An 18,566-nucleotide genomic window follows, 5' to 3' on the forward strand; every position below is an offset into this window, starting at 1 on the left:
TTGTACAGTATGGAAGAGGTGCACGATTTTTCCATGAAATTTAAATACTTTGTATTACAGCATAGGGTTATTGCTGACCATCATCACCAATACGACTGGCGATGGCACCGTCTTGTCCTTTGTATTTTGCATCTTCACGGGCATTATATGGCTTCTCAGCGGGGCTGGTGAGTGTTTCAAAGCTCATGGCACCAATTTTCATATTCGGGCGCAGCGCCAGCGGCAGCTTGCCTGAATTATAAAACTCAAGAACAATATTGCCCGACCATCCCGGATCAATACGGTGAGCAGTCACATGAACCATTAAGCCCAAACGTGCGAGCGATGACCGTCCATCGAGCCAGCCAACAATATCAGCCGGTAAGGTCACTGATTCGTAAGTGATTGCCAAGGCGAGTTCCCCTGGGTGAAGGAAGAAGGCTTCTCCTTCACCAAGCACGATTTCATCACTCATAATAGATTCCATAGCCGCGTTTAGCTGCGCTTTGGGGCCACTGAGATCAACATACGGGGCGGCATGATCTTGAAATACTCTAAATTTATTACCCAATCGCAAATCAACGCTGACGCCAGAGATGGCTTGCTCACCTGGCGTCGGGGTAATTTGAATTCGCTGCTCGGCCAAGTACTGTTTTATATGGGTATCTGATAAACGCATGGTTAGTCGTCCGTAAAAATAATCTCAACGCGCTGCTTAGCGCCCTGTTGGTAATAAAGCTCACTGGCACTGATGCGCGCCGCATGAGCAAAGTAGTGGCCTAACTCAGGATATTCATCACCTAAGTCCGCGCCTTGTTCCGAGCATTGACGAATGCCCATCTCAAGCGGCAGCTGCGCTAATATAGGCACGCCATAACGTTGTGCCAGCTGTTGCGCTCCATCGGCGCCAAAAATGTGGCTGGTTTCGCCACAGTGCGGGCATTGGAACTGACTCATGTTTTCTATCAAACCGAGAATGGGGACGTTCACTTTTTCAAACATTTTCACGCCCTTATGGGCATCGGCAAGGGCTAGGTCTTGTGGTGTTGTGACGATAATGGCAGCGCTGGCCGGTACTTTTTGTGACATAGTCAATTGAATGTCGCCAGTACCTGGAGGCATGTCAACCAACAAGTAGTCAAGCTCGCCCCAGTCTGTTTCCATGAGCAGTTGCGACAGAGCTTGTGAGGCCATCGGCCCGCGCCAGACGGTGGCATCATCGGGGTCTACCAAAAAGCCGATAGACTGCGCTTTGATGCCATGAACTTCAAATGGCAGCAAAGTATTTTCATCCTTAGCCTGAGGTTTTTCACCTTGCAAGCCCAACAACAGCGGGATAGAAGGGCCGTATATATCGGCATCGAGAATACCCACTTTCGCTCCCTCTCGGCGAAGCGCCAACGCCATATTGACAGCACAGGTCGACTTGCCAACCCCACCTTTGCCAGAGGCCACGAGAATAATGTGCTTAATGGCTTTAAGGCGCGGCGATTCTTGCAGTGTTACGTCGATGTCAACACGCACATCACGTTGTAGTTGCTCGGCGATATACTGACGCAACGCTGCTGCCTCTTGAGCACATGCAAAAGGAGCATTGATGTGGCAATGCGTCTCGCTACTGTCACCACTAATAGCTTCTGGGGGAACCCCAACTGGAAATGCGGCGCTACGATACGACGCTAAACACTGTTGATATTGAGACGGCCATTTTGCTGGCTTGTGACTACCGAAAAGTGCGGATTTCACTTTTGAACCAAATCCTAACATGATAACTGCATAAATAATTAACGAAGCGTAATGAAAAGTGCCGCCAAATTATGTAACATTCGGGGCATTAACACCAGTCTATTCACCCCACTGATGCTCGGGAGGCGCTTATGATCATTATAAGCCCCGATATTAGCGGGAGTAACCCTATCTGAGATGGAATGAGCACTTTATGGCAAAGAGAAAAATTCTCATAACAAGCGCCCTGCCTTACGCCAATGGCCCAACACATTTAGGCCATTTGTTAGAGTATATTCAAACTGATATCTGGGCCCGTTTTCAAAAATCCCAAGGCCATGACGCCTACTATGTGTGTGCTGATGACGCGCACGGCACGCCCATTATGCTCAATGCCCAAAAACAAGGCATTACCCCTGAGGAAATGGTCGCCCAAGTCAGTGTTGAGCGCCAGCGTGACTTTGCTGACTTTAACATCGAGTTTGACAACTACCACAGCACGCACTCAGATGAAAATAAAGCGCTGAGTGAGTTGATTTATACCCGTCTTGATAATGCGGGCTATATTAAAAAGCGGACCATCTCACAACTGTTCGATCCCGAAAAAGGTATTTTTCTTCCAGATCGTTTTGTTACCGGTACTTGCCCTAGCTGTGATGCCGAAGATCAAAACGGTGATAGCTGTGATGTCTGTGGGGCGACCTACGCACCCACCGAACTTAAGTCACCACGCTCGGTGATGTCCGGCGCCACTCCTGTGCTAAAAGACTCTGAACACTACTTTTTTGATTTACCCGAATTTGAGGGCATGCTCAAACAATGGCTGCACTCCGGCTCAATTCAACAAGAGATGGCCAATAAGCTGGATGAATGGTTTGCCGATGGTCTACAGCAATGGGATATTAGTCGTGATGCGCCTTACTTTGGTTTTGAAATCCCCGGTGCACCTGGCAAGTATTTCTATGTTTGGTTGGATGCGCCCATAGGCTACATGGCTAGCTTTAAAAATCTTTGTGATAAAAGCGACTTAGATTTCGACGCTTTCTGGAAAGAAGGCGCCGACGCCGAACTCTATCACTTTATCGGTAAGGACATCATTTATTTCCACAGCCTATTTTGGCCAGCTATGCTTGAGGGCGCAGGGTTCAGAAAACCAAGCAATATCTTTGCTCATGGCTTTGTCACCGTCAATGGCGCAAAAATGTCTAAGTCAAAAGGTACTTTTATTAAAGCGCGTACTTATCTAGAGCACTTAGACCCAGAGTATCTGCGTTACTACTTCGCCGCCAAGCTCGGCAGTGGCATCACTGACTTAGATTTAAATCTCGAAGATTTTGCCCAGCGAGTTAATTCTGATTTGGTAGGTAAGGTGGTTAACATAGCGAGCCGCTGCGCCGGGTTTATCACCAAAAAGTTCGACGGTACACTCTCTAGTGATAACGTTGAAGCTGAGCTTATCGCTGAGTTTGCCGCTGCACGCCAAAGCATCGCTGATCACTACGAAGCCAGAGAATATGGCCGCGCTGTGCGCTTGATCATGGCGCTGGCGGATAAAGCCAACCAATACATCGACGCGCAAGCTCCGTGGGTCTTAATCAAAGACGAAAATACCGCGAAGCAAGCTCATGATGTGTGCAGTGTGGGGATCAACTTATTCCGCATACTGATGACGTACTTAAGCCCTATCCTACCTGGTATGGCCGCAAAAGTGAGCAGCTTCCTCAACGATGACTTAGCATGGGATAAGGTAGACACCGTTTTGGTTGATCATAAGATCAATAAGTTCAAAGCCTTAATGCAACGTGTCGATATGGACAAAGTGAATGCCATGCTTGAGCAGTCAAAAGAAAGCCTCGCACCAGCTGCTGCCACACCAGCGCCAGATGCCAATAATGGTGAGATTGATAAAGACCCTATTGCCGATGAAATCGAATTTGATGATTTTGCTAAAGTGGATTTACGCATCGCGAAAATTGCCAACGCAGAGCATGTTGAAGGTGCTGACAAATTACTCAAGCTAACCCTTGATTTAGGGGGCCCACAGCGTCAGGTTTTTGCTGGTATAAAATCAGCGTACGCACCCGAGCAACTTATTGGCAAGCACACGGTCATGGTCGCAAACCTTAAGCCAAGGAAAATGCGCTTTGGCCTATCTGAGGGCATGGTGTTGGCTGCTGGACCAGGCAAAGAGGATATATATATTCTTGAGCCCCATGATGGCGCCAAACCCGGTATGCGGGTTATGTAATACCGCCAAAAGGCCAGCATATGCTGGCCTTTTCAATTTAGGTCTGTTTTAGCGCTCGCCTAACGATTCATGAGTAAGCACCACTTTGCCTAAATTAGCATTATCTTGTAGAACTTGATGCGCTGACATAGCCTCTTCCCAAGGGAAGATAGAATCAATGACTGGCGCGATGTGGCCACTGTTTAATGCATCGCCAAACGTACGCTTAAGGTTATCAACCAGTTTCGCCTTATAATCGGGTGTACGATTACGCAGCGTCGACCCTATCAGCTGAGCTCGCTTTTGCAATAGCTTGGCACCATCAAATTGCTCACTATAGCGCCCCCCCAACAGCGCTAAAACGACAATACGACCATCCATATTAAGCACCGACAAGTCGTCATTCAAATACCCACCGGCAACAGGATCAATAATGAGATCGGCGCTGAGCCCTTCGGCCTTCATCACCTCACGCCAATTGTGTTGACGATAATTAATCGCTTTATCTGCGCCATGAGCTAAACAAAATTGTTTCTTTTCATCACTGCCGACGGTCACCACCACCTGCGCTTGCAAATATTTTGCAAGGCTAATAGCCGCAGTGCCCACACCGCTCGCACCAGCATGTACTAAAACCGTGTGCTCTGCGCCAAACTCTGGGTACTGTGCAATGGCATCAAAAGCGGTTAAAAACACCTCACAAAATGCCGCGCCTTGAGCATTGGAGAATGTCGCCGGTTTGACCATACAATGACGTACATCGACTGCTACAAATTCACCGTATCCCCCACCCGCGCAAAGCGCCATCACATGCTGCCCTAACCATTGCGACGCTACGCCCTCACCCAATGCAACCACTTCTCCGCACACCTCGAGTCCGAGGATCTCACTATCACCTGGCGGTGGTGGATATTTTCCTTGACGCTGTAAAAGATCGGCGCGATTCACTCCCGCTGCGTTTACTTTTATTAACACTTGTCCGCGAGCCGCTGCTACAGTGGGCGTTTGCGCTATAACTAGCTGTTTATTTTCGTTTAAGTCAATTGTTAGCATTGTGTAATACCGTTTGATCGTAGTATGATGTAAACGTAATTTTAAAGGGACAAACCTACAACTAAAATAGTAATTACGAGCAGCCAAGGATCTTTTAGCTCCGATATTTTTATTAGAAGCACTTTTTCTTGGCCGTTTTAATGCTATCCTAAATGTCTGTTGGGAGGATAGGTTGATGACACAATATAGTGAAATAAAAGCAGTGTGCGATGAATTGCACCAAGCCGGTACACCAATCACGTTAGCAACATTGCTCGAGCGTGTGGATGGAGATCGCGCTACCGTACTCGAACATTACCGTCAGTGGCGTAGCGAGGATCGCTCGGCCCGGCCACAAGATAGTCAACAGCCTACCAAAGTGACCGACTTAGATATCGAGTTTTCTGAACAGTTTATCCATGCCTTCAAGGCGCAAACGCAGGCCTTTGCCGATGCGCAAGTCGAGCCCGTGCAAGCACAGCTTGACGAGATGCGTGAAGCTGAGCAATTAGCCATTCAAAGCCTTGAAGATCTACAACAGAATTACGATCAACTTGCTGAGCAAAATGAACAACTCCAACAGCAGGTCGATGCTCGCCAGAGCCAGCTCGATGAACAGGCTGCGCAGTTGGCTGAACAAACACAGAATATTGAACAGCTACACCAACAGGCGCAAGACACTGAACAAGAACATCAGCAGAAACTTGCAGGCTTGCAACAGCGTATCGAGAATTTTGACAACGACTATGCGGCTTTGGCGCAAGAGCGTGATGAAATTCAACGCCAACATGATGAGTTAAACCATCAGCACCAACAGCTCGAGGAGCTTAAAGCTCAGCTTGACGCCAGCGTTGCCCAATTACAGGCGCAACTCGAAGAGCAACAGCCACTTGTTGATAAGCTGAAAAATGAAAACAACCTGCTGAAAGAACAAAGTGCAGTAGCCGCCAAGCACCAAGCTAGCCAACGCGAAGATATTCGTCAGTTGCGTGAGCAAAACAAAGAGCAAGGCGAACAACTCGGCACCATTCAAAGCGAAGCTGAGCAGGCCAAGCAGGATAATGAGAAGTTACACGAGCAAGTACGGTTCTTAAAAACCAACTCCGCTTCTACCATCGAGCGCCTTACTGCAAGTAACGAGCAGTATCAGCACAAGATCAAAGAGCTTGAAGAGCAACTGGTGGCTAAGGACAGCGAGTCTGCAGACACCGTAGCTGAGAATAAACGCTTGAAAGAACAAATCACCTTTCTTAAGCAAAACTCAAGCTCTACGCTCGAGCGCCTATCTAAAAGTGCAACCTTGGCACAAAGCCGCCTAGGCGAGTTAGAGCTGAGCTTAGCCGAAACTCACGCTGAACTTGAACGCTTGCGTTCTGAGGAAGACGGTGAAAGCGCAAAAAAGAACTCGGATGATGATATGGACTCCATCCAGTCAGCATAGGATAAAAGGCGCTATTACAGCGCCTTTTTAGTGCTCACTGAGCAACTCGTTGCCATACTTCATACTCTACCAGTTCACCTTCTTGATAAAGCGTGTGATGCCATAACTGCTCTTTGATCTCATAGTCAAAAACCAATTCTTTGCCTAACAAAGAGGGAATGTTGCCATAATCAACATGCTCTATGAATGCATCTTCTGTAATCTCATACCGCCCACCAGCGGCATAATGAAATTCGCCATTTTTTTGCGTGATGTAATTAAAGTGGCCGCCACTTAGGACTTTTACTGAAGTCACATCAGGAGCCTCAGCATAGAACACCTGTCCCTCACTGTAATACTCCCCTTTTACAAATTGCCAGCTCCCCTCTAGCGGGTGGGCCTCGGTGACATGAGCCACAAATACACACGTAATTCCAACAATATATTTCAACATAAACCTTCCTTTTTCTTACAGGATACGGCGCTTTAAGGGTCGGTAAAAGTGAAAATTGCTCACTATCACTGCTGGAAATAGCCGTTATTTTCTAGTGAGTTAGCTATATACAGTTGGCTAAGCTAGAGTAAATAACAGCAGTAATAAGGGGTGCGACCTGGGCATGAACCTAAGACAAATTGATTTAAACTTGTTGGTCTATTTGAACGTGTTGATAGAGGAATGTAGTGTGTCTGCGGCTGCAAACCGCCTCGCTCTTACCCAAAGTGCGATGAGTAACGCGCTCAAGCGGTTGCGTGACTTATTTGCTGATCCACTCCTTGTGCGCAGCGGCAGCACCATGCTTTGCACGCAAAAAGCATTGGCACTCAAACCCGAGCTCGAACAATTCATCGCTCTCGCACAAGGGATCACGTCACAACATCAGCCTTTTGATGCCAAGACAAGTAGCCACACATTTCGAGTAATGGCCAATGAATTTCTTGTCAGTTCGATGTTGGTTCCCCTGATCAAAGAGCTCTGTTGTCATTATACAGACATCCACATAGACTTAGTTAATCCCAGTGATGTCACTCTCAGTGAACTAGAGCAAGGTCAGGTAGACATCGCCATAGACCGTTTCATGCGCCTACCGTCTTCATTCCATCAAAAAACCTTGTGGCGCGACAATTACTGTTGCCTGAGCGATCAGTCACACCCAATACAACAGGATACCTGTTTGGAGAACTACTTATCAGCACCACATATTTGGCTTAACCGCAGTGGCTTTGGGCCTGAACCCTTGGTCAAAAATCGTGAGCCACAAAAGCTTGGCTGGGTTGATCAGGCGCTCATGCAACTGGGTGAGCGTCGAAATATCCGTGTGTACGCACGTCAACATAGTTTAATACCGAGCCTGTGCGAACATTCTCAGCTTATTGCTACGCTACCGAAAAGCTTAGCTGAACATCTGGTCGCGACGAGCAGCCAAAAACTCGCTATATGCCCGGTGCCCTTTCCCATCGTGCCCATCAGTGTATCCATGCTTTGGAGCCCGCTTGTCCATCATAACAATGCCCATATTTGGCTCCGGCAACAACTGCTGCAGTTTGCACATTGATTTCATCAATACTAATAATGGATACCACCCATTTCATAAATAGCACTTTCACCCATACAGTTATAGTGACGCTGACAAAATGAGCCATAACGGAGGCAACTATGCAACAACGACACTACACCCACTATGACTGCATCCACATTAATGCTGATCTTGATACTTTTATTCGTGCTCAGTTAGATGTTTGCGGCAATGCCATCCATATTGAAGAATTTTACCAAGCACTGGCACAACTAAACGACGAGTTTGGCGGCCATTGTCGTGCCTGTGGCGATAATACTTTAACATTGGATGCGCTGCGCGAGCACTATCCTAACGCTGCCCAAGTCGACTCACGTGCTGCAGATATTCTCGATGAAGACAATTGTCCGGTTCCCGTAAGCATTTTATTTGTCATGCTTGATGAGTTAGGGCTGGCACCGAAATTAGGCAATACCGATGCGGTTCGCTTACGGGCACGACAGTTACTGCGCGGCGCGATTGCGGCTTAGATATTGCTCAATCGCCGTGATCACCGCGTCTGTGGACACCTGTGGCAGTTTATGAGTACGGGTGTCGAGTTGAAACAACTGCGGGTAGTGGCTGATAACATGCTTAAGCGCGTGAAATAACCGCGTACTTGCTTGCTCCAGGCCTAAGTGTTGTAGCAATAACACACCCGCCCATAGCGTTGCACAAGGGTTGGCAACACCCTGGCCTGCGATTCGTCGAAATGGACCATGACTGGGCTCAAAGATAGCCATCTCGTTATTACAATTAATGCTGGGAATAATGCCTACGCCCCCGACCAGCGCCGCTCCTAAATCAGCAATCAAATCCCCTGCGAGATTATTACACACCAACACGTCAAACTCTGATGCGTACTGCGGTAAACGTTGCATTACCCGATCGAGCATCATGAACTCGACTTCAATACTTTGGCCTGTGTTGCTGCGTAGCTGGTAATACTGCTTGCAGGTACTTAACGTAACCTCATGGTGCTGCTGCAGGTAGGCCAGCGCCCAACGTTGGAATTGCCCTTCAGTAAGCTGCCAAGCATTACTTTTATGTACAATAGTGAGCTTTGTGCGATGATGCGCCAAGGCATAGCTGAGTGCTTGCGCGACCAGTCGCTCGGTCGCGGCTTGCGAGCAGTTTTTGATCGCTAAGGCGCAGTTATCAGCAAAGCGGAGCTTGTAATACCCTAGCTCCTGCTCCAACACCTCGATTAAACGCGACGCATCACTGCTTTGGGCAGCCAGTTCAATACTTGCAAAGCTATCCTCACTGCACTCACGAAAGACTACCATATCAATAGCGCCACTGTTTTTCAGAGGGCTTGGCAAACCATCGAGTGCTTTAATCACACGCATATTGCAAAATAAATCGAGCTCTTCACGTAAAGCAATGTTCAAGGAGCGAAACCCACCGCCAATGGCACTGCTCATCGGCCCTTTTAAGGCTACTTTGAGCGCTCTTAGCTGCGTGATTGTGGCCTCAGGAAACCACTCGCCATCGCCTTCTCGAGCCGCTTGCTCACCGAGCAATAAAGCATGCCAGTCAATGCCATACTGACCATGGTAGGTAAGCGCAACCACCTGATCAATCACGGCGCGTACATACGGCATTACCTCCGGGCCGATACCATCGCCATCAATATAGCCCACCTCGAAATTATGCATCATAATGATTGTAATAAAGTTCAGCTTACAGAGATCTTGTTATAACAATCAGCAGTACAATTCGCTAATCAACCGTGACTTTGTTTAGCATTCATAGGATCAATATGCGCATTTATGTTGCCATCATAGTCTTGGCCTTTCTAACTCCCGGCACTAGTGCAGACACGCACTGGCAATTGAACTTCGAAAGCTATGCAAGTGATGAGCGCCAACAACAGCTACAAGCGTGGGTAAATACCGCAGTAGACAATACCCACAAACAGCTTGGAGCCCTTAATTATAAGCATGTTGACGTGAGCATCAGCCAACCTGTGTTTACCACTGAAGCTGTGCCTTGGGGAGAGATAAAACGCGGGCCACCGGTGCAAGTGGTGCTCGAAATTGGACGTTTTGCCGATATAAAGCGTATACGCAAAGACTGGACTATTTATCATGAGTTGGCGCATTTATACATGCCCTATCTCCCCGCCGAAGACAGGTGGTTAAGCGAAGGGTTTGCCACTTTGATGCAAAACTACACCATGCTCCATGCAGGAATATACAATCGCGGGCAATTCGAACACCGCCTACAAGCCGGATTAGCACGCGGTAAAGCTGACACACGTATCCAGCAAGGGCCGCTTAGTGAAGTCAGTGCTACCATGTGGCAACGCCAAGCCTATCAACGTGTTTATTGGTCTGGCGTGGCTTATTTTATTGAAGTAGAGAGTGAACTCGCACGCCAAAAGCTGAGGCTAAGCGATGTCATTGCACGTTATAATCACTGCTGCTTTCGCCCACGCAGCAGTGCCAAAGAATTTATCAGTGCCCTTGATGGCATCGCAAAGACACCTGTGTTCTCAAATTTGTATAGCCGCTATCGACTGCGCCGTGACTTTCCTACTATCAAACAGGCCCAAATAGCGCGCTTAACCATCAGCGCAGTCAACTTGGGCGCCGCCACTGGGCAATAAGGGCGTTGCCGTAATCACATGCCTGAGCGCTGAAGCTCGATGCAAGTGGATTCATAAAGCCATGCTCATAGGCACTGCGATGGCAATGGATACGCGGGTGTGACAGTGTCGCCATCAGCTGTTTAACGTCAAATGCGCTTTCATGACGAGCAAAAATAATGTCCGTGTTACAGCTTGGCACTAAATCGACATGATGCCTTATTTGCGTTGGGTAAAATAACAGGGCACGAGAGACATTTCGACTTTGACTTATCGCGCGCCATGCGGCACTTGCCCCCGCACTAAAACCAATGACATCAACCTGCCTAAAACGCTCAAGGGTCTGCATAACACGCCGCAAATACTCATCGTGGCCACCTTTTGCAATGAACTGCTGATAGGCTTGATGTTGCTGTGTAGCTGGCAACGCTGTGTCATTGGCACATAGTAATGTCGCATCGAGGCTCTTGGCGAGCGCTTGCGTCGCCTGCGTTTTAGAAAAAATATCGGAGAGTAACAGTAATTTAGCCATCATCGCCCCCCTGCTAGGCAAACAACGATTATAAAGCAAGCTTGATAAAGTTTATATTTATTTATGTTCTTGATTCTGAAACATAAACAAAGCTGCTACACTCAATGAACAAGGTATTAATAAATGCAGTAAGCTTTATGTTGCGTCGGTATCCTCTTATATTGCTCTTAGGCTTCGTGCACTCGCTCGCAGCATATGCAAATGAGCGTCAAACGATACGCTGGCTGGTGTTTGACTTTGCCCCCTATTACATTATGAGTGACACACATCAAGGTGAAGGGCGAGATGAGCAAACCATCGCCCTGTTGCAGCAACAACTGCCTAATTACCGGTTCGACTATGTGCATATCCCAGGCAGTCGTGCTATCCATGAGCTCAGCAACCCACAAAATACCTACTGCATCTTATCCTTGTACAAAACCCAGCGTCGCCTAGACAAGCTGCTGTTTACTAATAACGCTTCAACTGTGGGACTTTCTCCTGCATTGGTGATGCGTAAGGAGCTTGCTAATACGTTAGGATTGGTAGAAGGTGAGCCGGTATCGCTGAGCCAATTGCTCGCTGAGCAAGGCCTGCGGTTAGGGTTACCGATGAACCGCTCTTATGGCAAAGAGCTTGACCACATCATCAACCACAGTCCACGCGGCAGCCTAGTCACTCGTCCAGGCAAAGACGTACTCGCCAGCCTGACTTATATGTTGATCAAAGAACGGCTCGATATGCTCGTTGGTTACCCGAGCGAGCATTACTACTTGGCATCAAAAATGGGAGTGAAAGAGCAAATGGCTATTTTCCCTATCGCCGAAGTCGCGCCCATTAGTCACGGCTACGTGGGGTGCAGCAATACCGCCTTGGGATCCGAACATATTGATATTATCGACAGCGCGTTAGAAAAAATAACAACAACCGATAGCTTCCAGCAAGTAATGATGCACTGGCTGCCACCACAATTGAAGCCACGCTTACAACAACAGTTGCAAACGCGGCTAAAAGCACAGTAAGTCGAAAAATATTACTTACGTACACCTTCTATCGATAGCTCGATGTCAACATGAGTCGATGCTGGTCCAAGGTTATAATCAATATTGTAGTCTTTAAGCGCTAGCTGGGTATGCCCTAAAAAGCCGACACGGTAGCCACCCCATGGATCATCACCTTCACCAATTTTTTCTATATCGAAGCTAATGGTTTTGGTTACACCATTAAGGGTAAATTCGCCCGTTACTTTACCATTAGTATCATCGCTAAAGCTGATATCGGTGCTTTTGAAGGTCGCTTTAGGGTGCTCACCAACATTTAAGAAATCGTCACCACGCAAGTGCTTATCACGCTCAGCATGGTTAGAATCAATACTGCTGGTGTCTATCACGACATTGATCTTTGACTCGTTAGGTTTATCAGCGTCATAGCTGAAATCGCCTGAGAAAGTATTAAAGCGGCCATATAACCAACTATAACCTAAGTGCTGAATTTTAAAGTTAACAAAGGCATGCGCCCCTTTGGTATCGATCACATAATCAGCAGCAAGTGCGGCTGAACTGGATGTGAGTAAAGCGGCACCAAGTGCAAGTTTAGTAAGTGATTTATTCATGATTATCTCCTTTTGTCGCTTTGAGCATACGCGTCAAAGTACGATCTCGATTAATAAAGTGATGTTTTAATGCCGCTAAGGCGTGTAACGCAGCAAAAATAATTAAGCTCCAAGCCACATACTCATGGATCAATCCAGCGATATCCTCTTGGTTATCAATGAATTCGCCCATTGAAGGGACAGTGAATAATGAGAACACCTCGATACCGCGCCCATCTGCAGTTGAGATTAAATACCCGGTCATCAGTAATACAGCTAACAACACATAGAGTAGCCCATGGGCGATGTGTGCTAGGCGGTTTTGCCATACCAAGGTCGGATCAGCGGCGTGCGGAGTCACCTGGGTAATGCGCCACACTAAGCGCAGCGCAAACACCAGTGCTAGCGTAATACCGATGCTTTTATGCAAATCCAATGAGCCTTTGTACCAGCTGTCGTAGTAACTCAAATCAACCATGTACAAGCCCAATCCAAACAGCCCAAACACAGCTATAGCCACTAACCAGTGCAGAAATATAGCTATCCATCCATAGCCATATTGAGTATTTTTTAACATCGCTCATTCTCCTTAATAACTGCTAATAGCTTAAATCAGCCGTTGAGAAAAAAACATGGCGCTGGCGCAATGCTAAGTGTGCGTAAATGCACAAAACTTTATTCACCATCGCTGAAAGTGCGCTTAAATAGCCAATCCTCCACTTCTTCGCCATTGATATAATAGCCGTTATAGCCTTGGCAGTGCTGAGTGAAACCCTGCTTTAATAAAAGCGCTCGTGACGCCTCATTGCCGGCAGTAACTGTGGCTGTATATTCGCGCAGACTAAACTGACTGTGCCCATGCTCAAGCAACGCATGCAGAGACTCACTCCCCAACCCTTGCCCTTGGTATTGTGGTAGGAGCATAAATCCCAACTCTGCTAGGTGCTCACTGTGACGATAAAACCCCGTGACCCCGATAAGCTCACCGCTTCGCTTTGCAATGGCCCACGTATACCAACAAGGCTGCATACTCGTAGGGTTTAAACGTTGTTGAAATCGTTCTTGCACCTCATCAATATCCCCTATATCCGCCACATAGCGCATCACCTCGGGGTGTTGATGTAAGGCATAAAACACTGGCCAATGTGCTGCTCGCAATGGCTGATGTTGTAATCGAGGCGAGTGAAAATCCATTAATGACATGCTCTAGTGCTCCAAAAAAGCCGAGCGCTAGGCTCGGCTTCGATACGTGTATAACGCGATAAATTATTAAAGCTTTTTAATACCCATGTTGTAGAGAGTAAAGCCATAAATATCAGCGTATTGCTCAATGGTTTTACTGGTTGGTGTGCCAGCACCATGCCCGGCATTGGTTTCAATGCGGATCATCACTGGATTCTCACCTTGGTGCTTATCTTGAAGCTCTGCTGCGAACTTGTATGAGTGCGCTGGAACCACACGATCATCGTGATCGCCTGTGGTAATTAAAGTTGCAGGATAGTGCACACCTGGTTTTACATTATGAACCGGTGAGTACCCTTTTAGGTAATTAAACATTTCTTTGCTATCTTGCGCCGTACCATAGTCGTACGCCCATCCCGCACCTGCGGTGAAAGTATGGTAGCGCAGCATATCAAGAACACCGACCGCTGGCAGTGCTACTTTGAATAAATCAGGGCGCTGGGTCATTACCGCCCCCACTAACAAGCCACCATTTGAACCGCCACGTACAGCAAGGCGCTCACTGGAGGTGTAGTCGTTATCGATGAGGAACTCTGCGGCAGCAATAAAGTCATCAAACACATTTTGTTTTTCTAACTGGGTGCCCGCTTTATGCCATTTTTTACCGTATTCGCCGCCACCGCGTAAATTAGCTACCGCGTATACTCCGCCCTGCTCAAGCCATGCAGCCGTTGTGGCGCTAAAGCGCGGCGTCAAGCTAATATTAAAGCCACCATACCCGTATAAAATAGTAGGCGCCTCACCGTTGAGCTTAGTGCCTTTTTTATAGGTGATGATCATGGGTACTTTCGTGCCGTCTTTAGAGGTGTAGAATACCTGTTTAGACTCGTACTGTGAGGGGTCAAATTTAGCACCTGACTCTCTATAAACCTGAGATTCTCCGCTTTGTACGTCAAAGCTAAAAATAGTGCCCGGAGTCTTATAGTTAGTGAAGGTGTAATACAAGGTCTGTTGCTCTTGTTTACCGCCAAAGCCAGAGGCCGTGCCGACACCCGGTAACGCGATTTCTCGCACTAGCTTACCGCTTTTATCAAACTGTTTAACTTGTGAAATGGCATCGACCATATAGCGAGCAAAGAAATAACCGCCGCCCTTTGATAGGTTGAGTACATTGTCTGTTTCAGGGATCAAATCTTGCCAGTTTTCAGGAGCTGGGTCCTTCGCATCCACCGTAACCACACGCTTGTTTGGCGCATCTTTGTTGGTCACTAAAAACAGTGTGTCACCTTCGTTGTCAATGACACTGGTGTCATAGGTAATATCATCAATCACCGTAACCAGTTCACTGTTTTCATCTGTCAAATCTTTAATAAAGAGCTTATTACCTGATGTAGATACAGCTGCGGAAATAACCAAGAAACGCTCGTCCGAAGTCACCGCTGCGCCAACATAGCGATGCTTTTGCGCCTCGGTACCACCGAAGATCAGTTGATCGTCTTTTTGCGCCGTACCTAGCTTGTGGTAATACAGTTTATGCTGGTCTGTTTTTGCTGACAGTTCACTGCCCTCTGGCTTGTCATAGCTTGAATAATAAAAGCCGTCGTTGCCTAACCAAGAAATACCGCTGAACTTAACATCCACTAAGGTTTCACCCAGCTGCTTTTTGCTCTCGGTATCAAGCACAATCACTTTACGCCAATCACTGCCGCCCTCTGAGATTTGATACGCTGCTAAAGAGCCATCCTCACTAAAGCTAATGCCAGCAAGCGACGTCGTACCATCTTCACTAAAGGTGTTAGGGTCTAAGAAAATTTCTGCCTCACCCTCTCCTTTTTGACGATAAAGTACATATTGGTTTTGCAAGCCGTCATTTTTGTAAAAGTAGGTGTAGTCACCTTCTTTAAAGGGGGCGCTGACTTTTTCGTAATCCATTAGCGTCTTAAGACGCTCTTTTAGCTCGTCTCGGTAAGGAATTTGCTCGAGGTAGTCAAAAGTGACTTGGTTCTGTGCCTCAACCCATTTAGCGGTCTCTTCGCTCATATCGTCTTCTAACCAACGATAGGGGTCAGCAACTTGCTCGCCAAAATAACTGTCGACAACGTCGCCTTTGCGAGTATCCGGGTAGTTTATCTGGGCGACCTGTTTTTCAGGCTGTTCTAGTTGTTCATTTTGCTGTTGTGAAGCTGGCTTTTCGCTGCATCCCGTTAGGGCAATGCATACCGCAACTGCGAGAGATTTTTTAAGCATAATTTTTTCGTATTTTGTTGTTAGAATCGAAGTTAAATTAGCGCTCTAGCTGTCTATTGTCCAGCGAAGCGAGACAGTTTCGCGTTTAAAAGCCCTATAAAAAAGAAAACCAACCTGGGTATTCAGGTTGGCTATCTGGCTGGTTGTATGCCTGTTAACTTATTATTAACTCAAAACTGGCTTTTTTGCTCAACTTTTTCGTTATATAGCGACATTTAATTATATCGTTGAGTAATTTTGAATAATCATCCTGTACGTCGGCCTTGCGCTCTGCTGACTCGATCAAGCTAACTTTCAGGAGTTGATTTACCAGTGAACTTGTCACGCATATCAAGCATTTTGGTAACCCCTGCTCCCAGTTTCATCAACGTTGAGAGTTTTTCAGGGCTTAACCGTTGCAGTTCACCGGCCCACTGGGTGATCATTTCCAACAAATCATGAATTTCCAGCATACGCTGCTGGGCGTATTGCTCTGCCTGGTTATTAGGTTCATCAAGAAGGTTATCGCGCAACAGGCTTAAGGTTGGGTCAATTTCGCGCTTTTGGCGCTGCTCAAATACGCGATTAGCCATTTGCCAAATCGTCCCTGCTGGTTGATAGTACTCTTTACGATCCCCTGGCTTATGTTTGGTGGCGATCAACTGCCACGAATTGAGCTCTTTAATTCCCATACTGACGTTACCACGGGAAATATGGAGCGTCTGCGAAAGTTCATTCGCACTGAGTGGCTGTTCACTGAGTAACAATAGCGCGTACATTTGCCCTATTGTGCGATTAAACCCCCAGCGGCTTCCCATCTCTCCGCAATGCATGACGAATGCTTGCATCTTTTCAGTCAATTCCATGCGCGCTGCCTTATTTTCTGTATTTTCTGAAATTATCAGCATTTATGGGGTGTAGCGCAAGTGTGAATGTTAACCCTGAGTAAACCACAAAGAAATCGTATTAATTTTAGACAAAATAGTCGTTTTTCCTCTTTACATCACTAGTAAATTGATTAAAATCTCGCCTCTTCAAAAAGGAGTGTGAATGTTTAACTACAACGGTACAAATGGTTCGTATCAGCTCAGCTTACAAGAACAAATCGTCACGGCGTCTTTTGTCGGCGCGATTAATGGCCGCATGCTCGAATCATTCGCATCGCAATTGCAATCAATCATCAACGACAGCGCGTTGACCCATTGGGGTTACATTAGCAACTCTCAGCGTTTAAGCGCCGCAACCCCAGATGCGCAGCAAAAGATGATTGCACTGGCTAAGCACATGCGTGCTCATGGGTGTCAAGCTTCGGCCTTTGTCATTGACTCAGCGATTGCCATTAGCCAACTAGACAAGGTACGTCAATCGTTGCATTTAGAAGGCAACACCCGCGATATCATCTTCAGCTGTTATGATGAAGCTCTGCGATATGTAAAACAGCAGCTTAATCCCTTGGTGCTTGGCAGTTAACATGAATGTGCAAGTCAGCTCGCCAGAGTTGACTTTCACGTACACCTCTCTAAGCTGCGCTCATCACCATAGAGTTTAAGGAAGGGTTATGAGCGAGCAACACACATATCCAATTGGTATCGCCGGGCAACCATGGTCGAGCGAACACCGTCAACAATGGCAAGCACAGCAAACTGTGCAACGCAGCTACGCCGATGAAGTGGTAACGAAAGTTAAGGCACTAGCCGACAACTGGGATATCATTGAGTATGGGCAACTGCCCTATGAGCAAAGTTACCCCTTGTTCGCACTAAAGCATAAGCAGTGGCAAAAAGGCCGCCCTATCGCCTTAGTGACCGGTGGCGTGCACGGCTATGAAAGTAGTGGTATTCACGGCGCTCTCGCCTTTGCCAAGCAGGTTGAGCACACGCAAAGCGCTAACTTCAATATTCTCGTTGTGCCCTGCATCAGCCCTTGGGGTTACGAGACGATCAATCGCTGGAACCCCGATGCCAATGATCCGAACCGCTCATTCTTTGAAGGCTCTCCTGTGCCTGAAGCGCAGTTGTTGTTAGACTTTATCGCTCCTTTTAGTAGCGACATTCTGCTGCATATTGATTTGCACGAAACCACTGACAGCGATAATTCCGAGTTCCGTCCAGCACTTGCAGCACGCGAAGGAGTCGTAAACCATAATTGGAATATCCCCGATGGCTTTTACCTTGTCGCCGACAGCGAGCGTCCGCAAGCGTCATTTCAGCGCGCCATTATCGATGCCGTGGCCAAGGTCACGCATATCGCCCCTGCCGATGAGAATAATCAGCTTATTGGCGCTGATTTGGTGCAACCTGGTGTCATTGAATACGCTGGACGTAAATTAGGTTTGTGCATGGGCTTAACGCCAGCGCCTTACGTCACGACTACGGAGGTGTACCCAGATAGCCCGCAGGCAACTGAGCAAAACTGCATCGATGCCCAAGTGGCGGCGGCCAATAGCGCCATTGCCTTTGTTGCCGCATTGTAATTTGGCACTTGGCGTAAAAAAGGGTCACATCCAGTGGCCCTTTTTTGTCTCTTT

At 47.3% G+C, this 18,566-nt stretch carries 19 protein-coding genes; 8 read left to right on the top strand and 11 right to left on the bottom strand.

From position 1 onward, the window contains the following. Nucleotides 1-67: 67 nt before the first annotated feature. Nucleotides 68-658, bottom strand: a complete 591-nt coding sequence (dcd, locus tag MHM89_RS03470; RefSeq protein WP_022943631.1) for a dCTP deaminase — start codon at nt 656-658, stop codon at nt 68-70. A gap of 2 nt (nt 659-660) precedes the next feature. After that, entirely contained in the window at nt 661-1,746 is a 1,086-nt protein-coding gene (gene apbC, locus MHM89_RS03475; RefSeq protein WP_239408075.1) for an iron-sulfur cluster carrier protein ApbC, read from the bottom strand. A 172-nt stretch (nt 1,747-1,918) separates the two neighbouring features. Here apbC and metG point away from each other — a divergent pair, with 172 nt between their 5' ends. After that, complete coding sequence (gene metG, locus MHM89_RS03480) at nt 1,919-3,952, top strand: methionine--tRNA ligase (protein ID WP_138588192.1); 2,034 nt, start codon at nt 1,919-1,921, stop codon at nt 3,950-3,952. A gap of 48 nt (nt 3,953-4,000) precedes the next feature. Here the strand turns inward: metG and MHM89_RS03485 are convergent, their stop codons facing one another. Beyond that, on the bottom strand, nt 4,001-4,984 hold the full coding sequence (locus tag MHM89_RS03485; RefSeq protein ID WP_138547154.1) for an NAD(P)H-quinone oxidoreductase: 984 nt from the start codon (nt 4,982-4,984) through the stop codon (nt 4,001-4,003). A gap of 175 nt (nt 4,985-5,159) precedes the next feature. Between MHM89_RS03485 and MHM89_RS03490 the strand changes: the two genes are divergently transcribed. After that, nucleotides 5,160-6,404, top strand: coding sequence for a DNA-binding protein (locus tag MHM89_RS03490; RefSeq protein ID WP_022943627.1), 1,245 nt, complete (start codon nt 5,160-5,162; stop codon nt 6,402-6,404). Between the two features lie 34 nt (nt 6,405-6,438). On the opposite strand, the gene MHM89_RS03495 is transcribed toward MHM89_RS03490, so the two are convergent. After that, a complete protein-coding gene (locus tag MHM89_RS03495) occupies nt 6,439-6,837 on the bottom strand; it encodes a hypothetical protein (RefSeq protein ID WP_171041771.1) in 399 nt (132 codons plus the stop codon). A 163-nt stretch (nt 6,838-7,000) separates the two neighbouring features. Between MHM89_RS03495 and MHM89_RS03500 the strand changes: the two genes are divergently transcribed. Beyond that, entirely contained in the window at nt 7,001-7,936 is a 936-nt protein-coding gene (locus MHM89_RS03500; RefSeq protein ID WP_239408076.1) for a LysR family transcriptional regulator, read from the top strand. A gap of 101 nt (nt 7,937-8,037) precedes the next feature. Next, complete coding sequence (locus tag MHM89_RS03505; protein ID WP_239408077.1) at nt 8,038-8,427, top strand: hypothetical protein; 390 nt, start codon at nt 8,038-8,040, stop codon at nt 8,425-8,427. Here MHM89_RS03505 and MHM89_RS03510 read toward each other — a convergent pair. Further along, a complete protein-coding gene (locus MHM89_RS03510; RefSeq protein ID WP_239408078.1) occupies nt 8,401-9,600 on the bottom strand; it encodes an isocitrate/isopropylmalate family dehydrogenase in 1,200 nt (399 codons plus the stop codon). The two genes, MHM89_RS03505 and MHM89_RS03510, sit on opposite strands and share 27 nt — an antisense overlap. Nucleotides 9,601-9,701: 101 nt before the next feature. Here MHM89_RS03510 and MHM89_RS03515 point away from each other — a divergent pair, with 101 nt between their 5' ends. Beyond that, nucleotides 9,702-10,550: a hypothetical protein gene (locus MHM89_RS03515; RefSeq protein ID WP_151172897.1), complete on the top strand. Its 849-nt coding sequence runs from the start codon at nt 9,702-9,704 to the stop codon at nt 10,548-10,550. Here the strand turns inward: MHM89_RS03515 and MHM89_RS03520 are convergent. Continuing rightward, on the bottom strand, nt 10,522-11,061 hold the full coding sequence (locus MHM89_RS03520) for a dienelactone hydrolase family protein (protein ID WP_239408079.1): 540 nt from the start codon (nt 11,059-11,061) through the stop codon (nt 10,522-10,524). The genes MHM89_RS03515 and MHM89_RS03520 overlap by 29 nt on opposite strands. A 104-nt stretch (nt 11,062-11,165) precedes the next feature. Here MHM89_RS03520 and MHM89_RS03525 point away from each other — a divergent pair, with 104 nt between their 5' ends. Next, nucleotides 11,166-12,062, top strand: a complete 897-nt coding sequence (locus MHM89_RS03525; RefSeq protein ID WP_239408080.1) for a TIGR02285 family protein — start codon at nt 11,166-11,168, stop codon at nt 12,060-12,062. Between the two features lie 11 nt (nt 12,063-12,073). Here MHM89_RS03525 and MHM89_RS03530 read toward each other — a convergent pair whose 3' ends face one another. The 5 genes from MHM89_RS03530 to MHM89_RS03550 all read right to left on the bottom strand — a co-directional run bounded on the left by MHM89_RS03530 (nt 12,074) and on the right by MHM89_RS03550 (nt 16,905). Beyond that, on the bottom strand, nt 12,074-12,652 hold the full coding sequence (locus MHM89_RS03530; protein ID WP_045978641.1) for a YceI family protein: 579 nt from the start codon (nt 12,650-12,652) through the stop codon (nt 12,074-12,076). Continuing rightward, nucleotides 12,645-13,208: a cytochrome b gene (locus MHM89_RS03535; protein ID WP_239408081.1), complete on the bottom strand. Its 564-nt coding sequence runs from the start codon at nt 13,206-13,208 to the stop codon at nt 12,645-12,647. Before MHM89_RS03535 ends, MHM89_RS03530 begins: the two co-directional genes overlap by 8 nt. A 98-nt stretch (nt 13,209-13,306) precedes the next feature. Then, a complete protein-coding gene (locus tag MHM89_RS03540) occupies nt 13,307-13,834 on the bottom strand; it encodes a GNAT family N-acetyltransferase (RefSeq protein WP_045978639.1) in 528 nt (175 codons plus the stop codon). 66 nt (nt 13,835-13,900) lie between these two features. Further along, nucleotides 13,901-16,060 carry a prolyl oligopeptidase family serine peptidase gene (locus MHM89_RS03545; protein WP_239383868.1) on the bottom strand — a complete coding sequence of 720 codons (2,160 nt, stop codon included), beginning with the start codon at nt 16,058-16,060 and terminating at the stop codon, nt 13,901-13,903. Nucleotides 16,061-16,347: 287 nt separating this feature from the next. Beyond that, a complete protein-coding gene (locus tag MHM89_RS03550) occupies nt 16,348-16,905 on the bottom strand; it encodes a MarR family transcriptional regulator (RefSeq protein ID WP_022943615.1) in 558 nt (185 codons plus the stop codon). A gap of 184 nt (nt 16,906-17,089) precedes the next feature. On the opposite strand from MHM89_RS03550, the gene MHM89_RS03555 reads away from it, so the two are divergent. Together MHM89_RS03555 and MHM89_RS03560 are read left to right on the top strand one after the other, a co-directional pair. Next, nucleotides 17,090-17,509, top strand: coding sequence for a hypothetical protein (locus MHM89_RS03555; protein WP_045978637.1), 420 nt, complete (start codon nt 17,090-17,092; stop codon nt 17,507-17,509). 88 nt (nt 17,510-17,597) lie between these two features. Beyond that, entirely contained in the window at nt 17,598-18,512 is a 915-nt protein-coding gene (locus tag MHM89_RS03560) for a M14 family metallocarboxypeptidase (protein ID WP_239408082.1), read from the top strand. Nucleotides 18,513-18,566: the final 54 nt, after the last annotated feature.

This window comes from Pseudoalteromonas sp. CNC9-20 (genome assembly GCF_022347875.1).
GTDB lineage: Bacteria > Pseudomonadota > Gammaproteobacteria > Enterobacterales > Alteromonadaceae > Pseudoalteromonas > Pseudoalteromonas ruthenica.